Source organism: Jeotgalibaca dankookensis (genome assembly GCF_002005405.1).
In the GTDB taxonomy this organism is placed as follows: Bacteria; Bacillota; Bacilli; order Lactobacillales; family Aerococcaceae; genus Jeotgalibaca; species Jeotgalibaca dankookensis.
In genome coordinates this window covers 697514-712933 of sequence record NZ_CP019728.1, presented here as the reverse complement: position 1 = coordinate 712933, position 15420 = coordinate 697514, and the positions used below count along the sequence as shown (strand labels likewise).

Annotated in this window: 14 protein-coding genes; all 14 read right to left on the bottom strand. The window is 37.1% G+C overall.

Annotated elements, in window-relative coordinates:
• Window positions 1–77 precede the first annotated feature (77 nt).
• Window positions 78–1898: a molecular chaperone DnaK gene (gene dnaK / locus BW727_RS03435; protein WP_062470515.1), complete on the bottom strand. Its 1821-nt coding sequence runs from the start codon at window positions 1896–1898 to the stop codon at window positions 78–80.
• A gap of 48 nt (window positions 1899–1946) precedes the next feature.
• On the bottom strand, window positions 1947–2468 hold the full coding sequence (grpE, locus tag BW727_RS03430) for a nucleotide exchange factor GrpE (RefSeq protein ID WP_077795728.1): 522 nt from the start codon (window positions 2466–2468) through the stop codon (window positions 1947–1949).
• A 12-nt stretch (window positions 2469–2480) separates the two neighbouring features.
• Window positions 2481–3527: a heat-inducible transcriptional repressor HrcA gene (gene hrcA, locus BW727_RS03425; protein ID WP_062470519.1), complete on the bottom strand. Its 1047-nt coding sequence runs from the start codon at window positions 3525–3527 to the stop codon at window positions 2481–2483.
• Window positions 3528–3624: 97 nt separating this feature from the next.
• Window positions 3625–4758, bottom strand: a complete 1134-nt coding sequence (gene hemW / locus BW727_RS03420; protein ID WP_062470521.1) for a radical SAM family heme chaperone HemW — start codon at window positions 4756–4758, stop codon at window positions 3625–3627.
• A 15-nt stretch (window positions 4759–4773) separates the two neighbouring features.
• Window positions 4774–5739, bottom strand: a complete 966-nt coding sequence (gene ribF, locus BW727_RS03415; protein WP_062470523.1) for a riboflavin biosynthesis protein RibF — start codon at window positions 5737–5739, stop codon at window positions 4774–4776.
• Between the two features lie 12 nt (window positions 5740–5751).
• Complete coding sequence (truB, locus tag BW727_RS03410; RefSeq protein ID WP_062470527.1) at window positions 5752–6678, bottom strand: tRNA pseudouridine(55) synthase TruB; 927 nt, start codon at window positions 6676–6678, stop codon at window positions 5752–5754.
• An 86-nt stretch (window positions 6679–6764) separates the two neighbouring features.
• Complete coding sequence (locus BW727_RS03405; RefSeq protein WP_149025716.1) at window positions 6765–7016, bottom strand: DUF1294 domain-containing protein; 252 nt, start codon at window positions 7014–7016, stop codon at window positions 6765–6767.
• A 16-nt stretch (window positions 7017–7032) separates the two neighbouring features.
• Window positions 7033–8268, bottom strand: a complete 1236-nt coding sequence (gene pepT / locus BW727_RS03400; RefSeq protein WP_062470530.1) for a peptidase T — start codon at window positions 8266–8268, stop codon at window positions 7033–7035.
• 20 nt (window positions 8269–8288) lie between these two features.
• Window positions 8289–9434: a Nif3-like dinuclear metal center hexameric protein gene (locus BW727_RS03395; RefSeq protein WP_062470533.1), complete on the bottom strand. Its 1146-nt coding sequence runs from the start codon at window positions 9432–9434 to the stop codon at window positions 8289–8291.
• Window positions 9431–10132, bottom strand: coding sequence for a tRNA (adenine(22)-N(1))-methyltransferase (locus BW727_RS03390; RefSeq protein ID WP_062470536.1), 702 nt, complete (start codon window positions 10130–10132; stop codon window positions 9431–9433). Before BW727_RS03390 ends, BW727_RS03395 begins: the two co-directional genes overlap by 4 nt.
• A gap of 160 nt (window positions 10133–10292) precedes the next feature.
• Complete coding sequence (rpoD, locus tag BW727_RS03385) at window positions 10293–11420, bottom strand: RNA polymerase sigma factor RpoD (protein ID WP_062470538.1); 1128 nt, start codon at window positions 11418–11420, stop codon at window positions 10293–10295.
• A gap of 27 nt (window positions 11421–11447) precedes the next feature.
• Window positions 11448–13307: a DNA primase gene (dnaG, locus tag BW727_RS03380; RefSeq protein ID WP_062470541.1), complete on the bottom strand. Its 1860-nt coding sequence runs from the start codon at window positions 13305–13307 to the stop codon at window positions 11448–11450.
• Between the two features lie 106 nt (window positions 13308–13413).
• Complete coding sequence (yihA, locus tag BW727_RS03375) at window positions 13414–13995, bottom strand: ribosome biogenesis GTP-binding protein YihA/YsxC (protein ID WP_062470544.1); 582 nt, start codon at window positions 13993–13995, stop codon at window positions 13414–13416.
• Window positions 13996–14084: 89 nt separating this feature from the next.
• On the bottom strand, window positions 14085–15329 hold the full coding sequence (clpX, locus tag BW727_RS03370) for an ATP-dependent Clp protease ATP-binding subunit ClpX (RefSeq protein ID WP_062470547.1): 1245 nt from the start codon (window positions 15327–15329) through the stop codon (window positions 14085–14087).
• Window positions 15330–15420 lie beyond the last annotated feature (91 nt).

The following is a 15420-nucleotide window of genomic DNA, read 5'->3' as shown; positions in this document are numbered from 1 at the left end:
ACGAGTATTGGCCACTTACTCAGGAAAAAAGCAAGGAAGGGATTCCCTGCTATTTTTCTGATTTATATAGTAAGTTATTAGTCTACTTCTTCAAAATCTGCGTCTACAACGCCATCATCTGAACCTTCAGAACCTTCTGGTCCTTCTTGACTTTGTTGTTCAGCTGCTGCTTGTTCGTATAATTTTACCGTTAAGTTTTGAACAATTTCATTTAATGCATCGCGTTTTGTTTTCATAGCTTCTAGATCATTTGCTTCAACTGCTTCTTTTAGCTCATCGCGTGCATCTTCAGCTTTTTTCACTTCGTCTGCATCTACTTTTCCTTCGAGATCTTTTAATGTTTTATCTGTTTGGAAAATCAATTGGTCGACTTCATTACGAAGTTCTACTTCTTCTCTACGTATTTTATCTGCTTCAGCGTTTGCTTCGGCATCTTTTACCATTTTTTCAATTTCTTCATCTGTTAGGCCTGAAGAAGATTTGATTGTAATTTTTTGTTCTTTTTGTGTTCCTAAATCTTTTGCACTTACATTAACGATCCCGTTTTTATCAATATCAAACGTTACTTCGATTTGTGGGATACCACGTGGTGCTGGTGGAATATCAGTCAGTTGGAAGCGACCTAATGTTTTGTTATCTGCTGCCATTGGTCGTTCTCCTTGTAAAACGTGTACGTCTACGGCTGGTTGGTTGTCAGCTGCTGTTGAGAATACTTGGGACTTACTTGTTGGAATTGTTGTATTACGATCAATCAATTTTGTAAATACGCCACCCATTGTTTCGATACCAAGTGATAATGGTGTTACATCTAATAGGACAATATCTTTCACATCACCAGAGATAACACCTGCTTGAATAGCTGCACCCATTGCTACTACTTCGTCAGGGTTAACCGATTTATTTGGCTCTTTACCTGATTCACGACGCACTGCTTCAATAACGGCTGGAATACGTGTTGAACCACCTACTAAGATGACTTCGTCAATATCTCCTTGTTTTACGCCAGCATCTTCTAGAGCACGACGAACCGGAGCCTTTGTACGTTCAACTAAGCTTTGTGTTAATTCATCAAATTTCGCACGTGTCAAAGTCATTTCCAAGTGCAATGGACCGGCTTCGCCAGCTGTGATAAATGGTAAACTAATTTGTGTAGATGTCACACCGGATAAGTCTTTTTTAGCTTTTTCAGCTGCATCTTTCAAACGTTGTTTAGCCATTTTATCATTAGATAAGTCAATACCATTTTCTTTCTTAAACTCAGCAACCATGTATTCAATGATTTTACTATCAAAGTCATCGCCACCAAGTTCATTGTCACCAGTTGTACTTAGTACATCAAAGACACCATCACCTAGTTCAAGGACAGAAACATCAAACGTTCCTCCACCAAGGTCAAAAACAAGAATTTTTTCTTCTTTTTCTGTTTTATCCAAACCATAAGCAAGAGCTGCAGCAGTTGGCTCGTTAACAATACGTTCAACTTCTAAACCTGCAATACGTCCAGCATCTTTAGTAGCTTGGCGTTGTGCATCGTTAAAGTAAGCTGGAACTGTAATAACAGCTTTCTCAACAGTTTCACCTAAATATGATTCCGCATAACCTTTTAGATACTGTAGAATCATTGCGGAAACTTCTTGAGGTGTATAGGTTTTGTCTTCCATTTTTACTGTATAACCGGTTTCACCCATATGGCGTTTAATTGAACCAATAGTGTTTGGGTTTGTGATAGCTTGGCGTTTTGCTACTTCACCAACTTGAATTTCTCCATTTTTAAATGAAACAACAGATGGAGTCGTACGATTACCCTCTGGATTTGGAATAATCTTTGCTTCTCCACCTTCTAAAACAGCTACCGCTGAGTTTGTAGTTCCTAAGTCAATACCAATAATTTTACTCATAGTTAATTTCCTCTCTTTTCATAAATTTATTTAATAAATATTGATTCCTTATTGTGCTACAACGACCATCGCTGGTCTCAAGATACGGTCATTCAATTTATAACCTTTTTGAATGACGTTGATAACAGTATCAGGCTCTTGTCCTTCTTCTGCCTCTTGTACCTGAATAGACATATGGAAATTCGGATCAAATGGCTCATTGATTGGATTAATTGCTTCAATTTTTTCATTCTTCAATGCTTCCACCATCATATTATAAACCATCTCAACACCTTTTTTAAAGTTAACTGCTTTCTCATCGTCAACTTCTATTTCTAAAGCGCGTTCTAGGTTATCGATAACAGGTAAAAGTTCAGTAGCTAAGCTTTGTGAACGATACTTAGCCGCATCTTGTCTTTCTTTGGCATTTCTTTTTTGGATATTAGCAAGTTCCGCTTGTACTCTTAAATAACGGTCCTGTGCTTCCTCTAGTTGTTGGTTCAATTCCGTTTCTTCTGATACTTCTGCTGCTTCTTCTTCAACAACATCTGTTTCTTCAAATTCTTTTTCTTGCTTATTTTCTTCAGTCACGGCTATTCTCCTTTACTCGTTTTGATAAAAACCATGCATACTATCAGATAACTCATCACGCATGATACGCATAATATTGATGGTTTGCTCATACGGCATATTTGTTGGGCCAAGTAACGCAATTAGCCCCTTACCATTATGACCGGAATCATAGGAGGCCGTTATCAAACTAAAGTTTGATAGTAAATCATTGCCCATTTCAGTCCCAATGCGAACTGAAATATCATTGTGATCTGGTACTAATAGTTCTTGTAAATCTTTTGATTCGTGAATGAGATTGTATATGGATTTAATTTTTTCCCTTTGATTGACTTCTTCAAAATTGAAGTAATTCAATAAGTTCATTTCTCCACCCACATAAATTCGTTCACTATCCATTTTTGATAAAATCCCGCGAAAAATTGCATGCAAATCAATTTCATTTCCTACGAATTTGTCGATAATACGTGGAATTTCTACTTGCAATTTATTATGAACATCCATCAACTTCAAACCAACTAATTCTTCATTAAAAATATTGACCATTTTTTGGATTTTTGCAGCAGAAATTGCATGTGGAATCGTCAGGATTTTACTCTCTACATAACCTTTATCCGTTACCAAAATAGCCATAAACTGGCCTTTCGTAACCGGAACTAGCCTGAATCCTGTCAAACGGCTGTTTGTTTTTTCAGGACCAATACTCAAAGCCGTATAATTTGTCATATACGAAAGTAATTCTGCAGATGATTCAACAATTTCTTGAGCCTCTTTATAGGGAACGCGTAGAGATGCTTGGACTTGTTTTCGAATATCTTCAAACGACAGTTCACGCTTCTTTGCCATTAATTGATCGACATAATGACGGTACCCTAGGATCGATGGAATCCTTCCGGATGATGAGTGCATTTTTTTCAAAAAACCCAGTTCTTCTATCCGCATCATTTCATTCCTTATTGTTGCTGGCGAAACAGGTAAATTGGATTCTTCCAACAAAGTGTTCGAACCAATTGGCTCGCCATGCTCAACATAGTGATCAATAATTAAATTCAAAATTAATAGTTGTCTCTCTGTTAACATCCTTTCACCTCGCTTTAGCACTTAGGGTTCTTGAGTGCTAACCTATGATTTAATTTATCATGTAGGCATTTCTTTGTCAACAAAATTCATCCATAATTTAGTTAAATAAAAAAGACTGAAAAACTTCGTTACCTAAAAAAGTCCCTTGGCGTGTTAAACGCAAATGATTATCCTCTAATTTTAGTAGCCCTTTTTGTTGCAAGGTTTTAATTTCTATATCATAGTAATCCGTAACCGGCTTTCCATACTTAAATTTAAATTTTGATAAGTCAATGCCTTGCATGGTTCTTAGTCCTAATATCATTTCTTCTTCTATTTTGTTTCGGTTTGTAATTTCATTATTGTAAATAATTGGAGACTGATTCTTTTCTAAAGGTGCTAAGTAATGCTGTATGGGACCATGATTAACATAACGGTTATCGTGAAGATAACCGTGTGCCCCTGCTCCAAACCCGAAGTAATGATCATTTTTCCAATAAGCAAGGTTGTGTTGGGACTGGTAACCAGGTTTTGCATAACTAGAAATTTCATACTGTTTTCTACCAAATTTGTCCATAGTATCAATCGCTAATGCATACATTTCTACTTCTTCATCTTCACTCGGCAGTGGTAGTTTTCCTTGGCGCATCAAATTATAAAAAATGGTTTTATTTTCTAGAATTAAAGAGTAAATGGAATAATGTGGTAAATCTAACTCCAAAGCTTTTGTTAGTGTATCGGCGAAATCGTTGACGGTTTGAGTAGGTAAACGAAATATAAGATCAATACTGATATTTTCAAATCCAGCATCCCGTGCGAGTTTGACCCCTTCATAAACTTGATCAGAGGTATGGATCCGACCAATTCGTTTTAGTATCTTGTCATTAAAAGATTGAACTCCCATACTCAATCGATTGACACCATATTCTTTCATAACCTTAAATTTTTCTGACGTAATACTTTCTGGATTGGCTTCCATAGTAAATTCTGCATCTTGCGCCATAGGAAAGTAGGTTCGGATACCTTTTAACAATTTTTCCATTTGTTTAGCTGTTAGCGTTGTTGGTGTCCCCCCACCAACATAAAATGTTTCTACTTTTTCTTGAGGATATTGTTCACGCATGATAGCCATTTCGCGAATGACTGCCTCCACATATGCATCTACCGGTTGCCCTTCTAAAAAAACCTTATTAAAGTCGCAGTAAAAGCAGATATGATCGCAAAAGGGTATGTGTAGATAAGCTGCTGTCATAATATAAACTCCAATCTATTCTGATTCAATTGGCATTCCATGTTCTTCAAAATAGGCATCGGCCGCTTTTTTATCCTCATCTAGTTGCACAATTAAACTTTCAACTCCTGAAAATTTTACTTCATCGCGCAAATAATGGTGCCACCTTACCGTTATCTGTTCACCATAAATCATCTTATCAAAATCAAAGATATTGACTTCTACTGTTTTATCACGGTTTTCCTCAAAGGTTATATTATACCCAATCGAAGCCATTCCTCTAAACCATTGACCTTGTACAAGAACAGAGACAACATAAACGCCTCCTTTAGGCAATCGGATATTTTTAGGTATTTTTATATTCGCTGTTGGGTAACCAAGCTCCCGTCCTCTCGCATCTCCATGCATCACATAACCGCTAAATTGGTAGATATACCCTAACATTCTATTCGCTTTTTCAATGTTACCTGTATCAAGTGCTTCACGAATACTGGTCGAGCTAATTTTTTCATAGCCGTTCTCAATTTGTGGTGCTACTTCAATAATATCAAACCGTTTTCGTGCATAATCTGGCAGGTGTGCCATGTCCGCAATGTCTTTAGGTCCATAAGTATAATCAAATCCTGCTACGATAGCTAAGGCATTTAACCCAACGATATAATCATCCACAAACTCTTGGGGTTGTAACGTTCCAAAATCATAAGTAAATTCAATAATATAGAGATAATCAACTCCTAACTCTTTCATGAGTTGATTTTTTCTATCTTGAACGGATAAATAGCGGATACTCTCGGCATCTACTTTCTTAAAAACAATACTAGGATGATGATTAAATGTCATAACAGCTAGTTTAGCATGCCGTTTTTTGGCTTCTTTTTTTGCTGTTTCAATCACAGTTCGATGCCCGGCGTGTACACCATCAAAAAAACCCAATGCCAAGACCACAGGATCACTTGGTATTTGTTCTTTGGTATAAGGATGATGTATATTAATTATTTCCATACTCTCACTCTTTCATTGACCAATCGATGTTAAAAACATCTTTCTCGGCTTTTTCATTCCTATTTTTGAAGGATGATTTTTATATAAGGCTACTAATCTATTTTGATAGTAAATGGCGATTAAAGGTTCTTCTTCTACACCAGTAAATAAGGCGGAATCTAAAACTGCGCCATCTTTAATTTTATCCCACATTGCTTCTGATGCTTGGTAGGCCGGTAAATCAGTAAAAATTGCTTCGATGGGTTGTAGGACTGTTTGAATAGCGCCTGCTGTCATCAACTCACGTACTTGATCTAGAGTCGCACAGTTTTCCTTTGTATAAGGACCACTTGCTGTACGCGTTAAACGCGACATATGAGCGGGATAACCCAGCTTCCTTCCCAAATCAACAGCTAGCGTTCGTACATAAGTTCCTTTCCCACAGTGGACTTCAAAATCCCAAGAGACCGTTTCATTGTGAGCATCGTAAGGCAAGCTACTGGTTCGTACAAACGAATAAATAGAAGCTTTTCGAACAGGTCGCTCTACTGACTCGCCATTACGAGCATACTCGTAAAGTTTTTTTCCATTTACTTTTACTGCAGAATACATAGGGGGTATTTGTTCAATCGTTCCAATAAAGGTTTGCATGATCTGATCTACTTCTGCTTCTGTAGGTGCGGTTATGACGGGTTGACGGTCCGTAATATCACCATGAGCATCTTCTGTTGTCGTTGCATAGCCCAAAGTAATTTCACCTTGGTAAGCTTTCCCCATATCTGTCATAAATTCTGCCACTTTTGTTGCCGGTCCTATACAAATAGGTAAAACTCCATCCACTTCAGGATCCAAAGTACCCGTATGTCCGACTTTTTTTGTTTTCAATATTTTTCTTAGCTGGAAAACGCAATCGTGACTTGTCATGCCACGCTCTTTCCATAATGGTAAGATTCCGTCCATCTTTATCCCCCTTTATCAACCATGTAATTATACCATATCTCACTTGTTAAAAAGCCAATGAGGCCTGCTCATTGGCTTTTAACTTTTTAATTATAAAAACGAAAGATGAAGCCTAACCAAATAGTGATCATAGACCCGTATATCCAATAAAAATAAGTATGTTTCGTTTTATGTCGGAAAACAATCATTCCAAACAACCCACCAAACGCTCCGCCTAGAATTCCTAATATGAGGAGCGTTCTCTCTGGTATACGCCATTGTCTTTTTGAAGCCTTTTTTTTATCAATATACATTAAACCAAAAAGCCAACTATTAGCAAAGATGAGCCAGCTAATCATCACTTCCTCTGACATCTTAATTAGCTGCCAAGGTACTTTGACGAATGATTTCGACAATCACTTCTGTCGCTTTTTCCATTGCTTCTACCGTGATATACTCGTAGCGACCATGAAAGTTTTCTCCGCCAGCAAAAATATTAGGTGTAGGTAATCCCATATAAGTTAATTTAGAACCATCAGTACCACCACGAATAGGTTCGATAATGGGTTCGATATCTAAAGACTCCATTGCACGTTTAGCTAACTCAACGGCCTGCCAATCATCTTTTAAAATTTCACCCATATTATAGTATTGATCATCCATCTCAATTTTAAGACGCGGTTCAGGAAAAGCAGCGTTCATTTTATCTGCTTGAGACTGAAGGTTTTTTTTCTTAGCCTCGAAACGATTGCGGTCATGATCACGAATGATATATACTAACTTACTTTCTTCCACTGTTCCTTCAATACCTAGAAGATGGTAGAAACCTTCTCGCCCTTCTGTTTTTTCTGGCACTTCATTTTGCGGTAGTTGTGCGTCAAAAGTCATCGCTAACTTGATTGCATTAACCATGGTGTTTTTAGCAGTACCAGGATGCACATTCTTACCTTGTATATAGACGGTAGCTTGTGCAGCGTTAAAGCTTTCAAATTGCAACTCACCTACTGGACCACCGTCCATAGTATAAGCAAAATCTGCAGCAAATCCCTCAACATCAAACAGATCTGCGCCTTTACCGATTTCTTCATCTGGCCCAAAAGCAACCTTTATATCACCATGAAGGATTGTTTCATCATTTTTAATTATCTCTACAGCTGACATAATTTCAGCAATTCCAGCTTTATCATCAGCTCCTAATAAAGTATGGCCATCGGTTGTAATCAAGGTTTGCCCGACATAATTTTTTAAATTAGGAAAATCATCTGGGGATAAGACAATATTTTTTTTGGCATCTAGAACAATTTTTTTGCCATTGTAGTTTTCATGAAAGACTGGTTGAACCTGTTTCGATTCGAAGTCAGCGGTATCCATGTGGGCAATAAAACCGATTGTAGGCGCTCCTTTCGTATTTGCTGGTAATACTGCTGTTACAAAACCATTATCAGAGTTATAGTCAATATTAGAAAGACCTATTTCCTTTAGATGTGGGATGATAATTTCTTTAGCAAAAGAAACTTGGGACAATGTCGAAGGGACCGTGTCACTTGATTCATCTGAACGCGTATCGTATTTGACATAGGTCAAAAAACGCGCGATTAATTTTTCCTTCATAGCTGAGTTCTCCTTCTTCTTTACAATTCATGATCAAAAATAAATGGATTCGTAGCAACTTGAGATTTAATAATTTCAAGTGCCCATTCTTCCTTTTCAGCCCACACATAGAGCATATCTGCTAATTTTGGAATACAGATTTTTTCAATAATGTGGCCGGGATCAATCACTGTCAGACCGTCTGCTTGCATGTCATGAGCGGTATGGTAATAGACGTCTCCCGTAATATAGATATCTGCTTGTTTCTTAATAGCCTCTTTATAGTATTTTCCAGCGTCACCGCCACAAATTGCAACGCGCTTGACTAAATCATTCAAAGAAGTAGTAGGTGGAAGGACAATCCGAACTCCGGTGACATCAAATGCTTTTTTGATATACTCCACACATTCAGAAATAGTCATTTCTTTTGGTAATTCACCTACTCTTCCAAGACCAAATGATTCTTTTTGGGTTTGGTCAATGGAATAAATTTCGTAAACCGGCTCTTCATAAGGGTGCGCTTGAAGCATGGCACTTAAAACAGATGCCACTTTTGAGGCTTGTAAAACAACCTCTATTCTTTCTTCCGCTACTTCTTCCGGCTTCCCAACCTCTCCAATAGCTGGATTCGCGTCTGCTATTGGAGTAAAGCGGCCAACACCCGAAACGGAATAAGAACAATCTTGATAATCATTAGAAATATTACCAGCTCCCGCTTCTGTTATAGCACGTCGAACCTTCTCAACGGCTTCTTTTGGCACATAAACATTTAATCGTTTTAAAGGAATGGTTTTAGAAACTGACATAATCTCTAAATCTTTTAATTCAAGTGCCTCCGATAACCAGTCATTCATTCCATTCGTTGCGTTATCCACATTTGTATGGGCAGCATAAACCGTTATATCATGTTTAATTAAATCTGCGTACATTTTGTTCTGGGGTTCTGAAAGGTCTAAACGCGCGATGGGTTTATAGATGGGAGGATGATGGGCTAGGATAAAATCCACTTTGTTTTCAATTGCTTCTTTAACGACTTCGGGTCGTACATCTAAGGTTACTAGTATTTTTTTTACAGGACGATTCAAGTCTCCCACGTGCAATCCTACTGGATCCCCTTCTTCTGCTAACCAAAGCGGGTATTTTTTTTCAAAAGCTACCACTAGTTCATGACCGGTTAGTTTTGTCATGAGATTTCCTCCTTTATTATCATCATCATTCGTTCTACTTCACTTTTTTTATCTCTTGTATCACGATTGGACTCAGCTAAACGTTGTAAAATATAATCATATTTATCTAATTCTTTTTTCCATTTTTTTACAAAAATAGTACTCTTTTCAGTTCTTAATATTCTCCCGAATAGATAGTCCTCAAATGAATAGCTTAGGGGGTTCACACCTGGCTCTGCGACAAGAATCTCATATATTTTATCATTCTCTTCTAAAATAGTTTCGTCAATAATCACATAATCATGATTGATCAACCAACGTCTAAGTTTTAGCTCGGCGTTATTAGGTTGAAGAATGAGTCGTTTAACTGAATCCAATTTGTTCTTCTTACTTCCATCATCTAGGATACGCGCAATCAAGTCGCCACCCATTCCACAAATCGTAATTGTATCAATCTGATCCGTTTTTTCAATAACTTGAAGGCCGTCACCCAATCGTGCTTCCACAACCTCTTCTACTTGAGAAGCTTGTATTTGTTTTTTGGCAGAAGCAAAAGGTCCCATCACAACTTCGCCCGCAATTCCAAAAGATATCCGCGATTTTTGTGCGAGGTGACAGGGTAAATAAGCATGGTCTGAGCCAATATCTGCTAATCTGGCTCCTTTGTTGATATAGGATGCAGCAGTCGCTAACCGTTTAGAAAGCTGATTTTCATTCATTTCTGCTCCTCCTTTCACTTTTATATTAACCCTTACATCTTATCAGTTTCTACTTCATATTTAAAGTACTGCCCTTGATTATCTAGTTGTTTTATGAGGTCTTAAAAAACTTATTGTCTATAAAAAAAGATTGGAACCGTAGTCCCAATCTCCTTAATTATTATTCTAGAAAGTCTTTTAGTTGTTTAGAACGGCTTGGATGGCGTAATTTACGTAAAGCTTTAGCCTCAATTTGGCGAATCCGCTCACGTGTGACTCCAAATACTTTCCCTACTTGTTCAAGAGTACGCACATTTCCGTCATCTAGACCAAAACGTAAACGAAGAACATTTTCCTCACGGTCTGTTAGCGTATCAAGAACTTCTTCAAGCTGTTCTTTTAGTAAGGTTTGAGCAGTATGCTCAGCTGGACTTGTAACGTCTTGATCTTCGATAAAGTCTCCTAAATGTGAATCATCTTCTTCACCGATAGGGGTTTCTAACGACACCGGCTCTTGAGCAATTTTAAGAATTTCTCGGACTTTTTCAGTTGGCAAATCCATTTCTGCTCCGATTTCTTCTGGAGTAGGCTCGCGACCTAAGTCTTGTAAGAGTTGACGTTGAATACGAACCAGTTTATTAATGGTTTCTACCATATGAACGGGAATTCGAATGGTACGTGCTTGGTCGGCAATTGCACGGGTGATTGCTTGACGAATCCACCATGTCGCATACGTAGAAAACTTAAAGCCTTTAGTATGGTCGAATTTTTCAACTGCTTTCATCAATCCCATATTTCCTTCTTGGATTAAGTCTAAAAATTGCATCCCACGCCCAACATACCGCTTCGCAATTGATACTACTAAACGTAAGTTAGCTTCTGCTAATTCTTGTTTCGCACTCAAATCACCATCTAAAATACGAATTGCTAATTCTTTTTCCTCATCGCCTGTTAGTAAAGACACACGTCCTATTTCCTTTAAGTACATGCGAACCGGATCATTTATTTTTACTCCTGGAGGTGCAGCAGTATCATCCACTTCTTTTTCTTTCTTTTTACCCGCATCTTCTTTTTCTTCAGTTTTTAATTGTCGTGCAGTTGGTCCACCATCAGCATCAACAACACTGACGCCGCCATCTTCCATTTTTTGAATTAATTTGTCCATCTCATCTGCATCTAGCTGGAATGGTGTTGCTATTTTGTCAGTTAGGTCGTCATAAAAAATAGTTCCTAATAATTTTTGTTCCTTAATCACCTGTGTCGTTGCTTGATTTAATGTTTGGCCTTTTTCATTTTTACTAATTGCCATAAATTATTTCCTCCATTCCAGTATGGATTATTTTTTTGTCTTTTTTAACTCTCGATTTAAAAAGATAATTTCCTGTAAAAGACTTTTAGCTTTATCCATATCTAAATTACGTGTCGCTTGCTTCATAGCCTGATTTTTTTGTTTTAACTGATCCATAAGAGAGGTATTTTCTAAATAACTAAGTATATCTGCTATTTCTTGTTCCGTAACTTCTGATTGGATTTCATTCATGGTAATTTCCGTAACAATTGCACCCATGCTTGAATCTTTTAAACGGTCTAAAAATTGTGGCACAAAACCTACTGATTGCATCTCATCGTGAAAGGCACTGTAGAGTAAATAAATAGTTTGGTGCTGTTCATTTGTAAAATTAAAATCAGGCGATAATTTGTTTAAATAGTGCCAAGCCTCTTCATGATGAAAGAGGCGATTTAAAAGCTGCCTTTCTGTTAAATCTGACTTAGTCATTTGTTGCTGGATAGGCATATCAATAACAAAGGTTGGTTTATCACTAGACGGTTTAGTATTCCTTTTATTGGTAAGCATAAATTCTTGTTGGTATATCAGTAATTGGTTCTTAAGAACAGCTGGATCAAGTTCAAACTCTTCAGACAGCTCATTCAAATAGAGCTCGCGTTCAATAATAGAATCTACTTCTACTAGCATCCGCAACACTTTTTCTAAATAAACTAAACGATTTGTTTCCGAATCAAGGTCTAAATTAGCCTTTAAATAACGCGATTGAAACTGAAAAGAGGATTCCCGTTGGTTACTCAAACCCTCTAAAAATGCCGGGGCCCCTTTTTGTTGGATATAGTCGTCTGGGTCCATGCCTCCTAGCATGGGAAAGACCGAAACTTCAAAGTGACGGCTATCATTCAATAAGTCGACAGCTTTTTTTGTTGCTTCTAACCCAGCACGATCACCATCAAAGGTAATAACGACGGAGTCAACCATCTTATTTAAAATACGGATTTGTTCCTCCGTCAAAGCAGTTCCCATTGAAGCAACACCATTTTTTACTCCTGCATTCCATGCTGATATAACATCCATATAACCTTCAAACAAAACAACTTCGGACGTTTTACGCATTTGTACGCGTGCTTTATCTAAGTTAAACAAATAATTTCTTTTTGAAAATAAAACTGTTTCTGGACTATTTAAATACTTCGCTTCGTGAAAGTCAGATGATTCCAGTGCTTTTTTAGGTAAGGTTCGTCCTGAAAAAGCAATGGTCTGCCCTTTCTCGTTCCTTAAGGGAAAAATAATCCGGGAGGCGAAGCGGTCCAAAAGTTCGTCAGAGTCGGTACGATCTGAAAAAATGCCACTTTCACGCATTAATTGTTCCGAATAGTTTCGTTGTTTCATAATTTGTTGAGTGGCTGTTTTGTCAGATGGTGAAAAACCGATTTGAAATTCTTCTAACAACTCTGTCGTAAAGCCACGCTCTTTTAAATATTTTAAAGCTTCTTCACCCGTAACAGTATTCATCAGTACTTGATGATAAAAAGCGGTTGCTGATTCATGAACTGCAAGCAGTTGATCTTTCTTTGTTTGAAGTTCACTGCGTGGTTGGTCTATATGTGTATCAATCTGTACTGAAACACCACTTAAGTCAGCTGCTTTTTTTACTGATTCAACAAAACTAATACTTTCTATTTCCATTAGAAAAGTGAAGATATTCCCACCACGACCACAACTAAAACAATGAAAAATTTGCTTTTCATCTGTTACAGAAAAAGATGGGGTACGCTCATCATGAAATGGACAAAAACCAAAATAGTTTTTTCCTCTTTTCTTTAATTGCACATACTGGCTAATGACATCAACAATATTTGTCTCAGTTCTAATTTTATTAATTGTTTCTTCTGGTATTCTGGTTGCCAATATATCCACCTCATTACCATTATTCCATTGTTAAAATGTGCATAAAGATACAACATAAATTATAGCAAAATACAGTGAAATTAGCAATCTAACTGTTTGTAAGACTCTATAGGTATTGCTCTAATAATTTCCAAACTTTTTCCTTTCCCTCACCTGTCTCTGAGGAAAAAATAATTAACGAGTCCATACTAGGCAGATTCATTGCTTTTTTTATGATAGATGCGTGTTGATTCCATTTCCCACGCTTAATTTTGTCACATTTAGTAGCTACCACTGTATAAGGGATATCATAATAATCAATAAATTCTTTCATTTGAATATCATCTGCAGTGGGTGGGTGGCGAAAATCAACCATTAACAAAACATGCAACAAGGTTGTTCGGGTTGTGAAATACGTTTCGAGCATTTCGCCCCATTTTGCTCGTTCTGTTTTAGAAACTTTTGCGTAACCATACCCGGGTACATCAACAAAGTAGAACATTTTATTTATTAAATAATAGTTCAGCGTCTGAGTCTTACCAGGTTTACTAGATGTTCTAGCTAAGGCTTTTCGATTAATAAGCTTATTAATAAAAGATGATTTACCTACGTTTGAGCGACCGGCTAAAGCAAACTCTGGTAATCCTGTATCTGGATATTGTTTAGGTGATACTGCGCTTATAATTATTTCTGCATCATGTACCTGCATCTTTTTCACTTCCTTTATAAAATATATTTTTATTATACATGAAAAAAACCAATGCATGGCGCAATTGTCCCATACATCGGTTTGAGTTTTTAACTAATTAAACGTTGATTTTCATCGTATAAAAGGGGTTTCCCAACACCTTCTATAATATCTTTCGTAATCACTACTTTTGTAATGTCATCTCTACTTGGAATTTCATACATGATATCAAGCATAACATTCTCAATGATTGAACGAAGTCCACGCGCTCCCGTATTTCTCTCAATAGCATGTCGTGCTATGGCAGAAAGCGCCTCTTCTTCAAATTCTAAACTCACATCATCTAATTCCATCAGTTTTTGATATTGTTTAACCAGTGCGTTTTTTGGCTTCGTAAGAATATTAACAAGATCTTCTTCCGTTAATTTTTCTAGGGCAGCCATAATTGGTAGCCGTCCGATAAATTCAGGAATCAGACCAAATTTTAACAAGTCTTCTGGGATAATTTGTTGCATAAGACTTTTGTTAGTTTCGTCTTTTGCTAAGCCTTTACCGAAACCAATAATTTTCTCACCTAAACGCTCTTTAACGATTGTTTCAATACCATCAAAGGCTCCACCCACAATAAATAGAATATTTGTGGTATCAAACTGAATAAATTCTTGTTGAGGATGTTTACGCCCACCTTGGGGTGGAACATTGGCTACCGTTCCTTCTAGCATTTTTAAAAGTGCTTGTTGAACACCTTCACCACTAACATCACGGGTTATCGAAGTATTTTCACCTTTACGGGCAATTTTATCTATCTCATCTACATAAATAATACCGCGTTGAGCTTTCTCAACATCAAAATCAGCCGCTTGTAATAGCTTCAACAAGATATTTTCAACATCTTCACCGACATACCCAGCTTCTGTCAAACTGGTAGCATCGGCAATTGCAAATGGCACATCTAAAATACGCGCTAAGGTTTGACCTAGGAAGGTTTTACCAGACCCTGTTGGTCCAATTAAACAAATATTACTTTTTTGTAATTCTATACTGTCATCATCATTTTGCAAGTCCATCTGATTAATACGTTTGTAGTGGTTATAAACAGCAACCGAAAGAGTTTTTTTAGCTCTATCTTGTCCGATAACATAATCACTTAAAATACTTTGTATTTCTTGCGGTTTTGGAATTTCTCCAAAATCAACTGTTTCAGTACTGTAAATTTCTTCATCAATTATTTCTTTACAGAGGTCAACACATTCGTTACAAATGTAAACTTCAGGTCCAGCAATAATTTTTTTTACTTGGTCGGAAGACTTACCACAAAACGAACAGTGAATACTCGTACCATCTTCTCGAAACATTAACATTTTCCTCTCTATATTTCATATTTAAACTCTAAAAAACAGTCGCGTTACTCTCTCAATGCACTTTATCTTACCATATCTTAAGGCA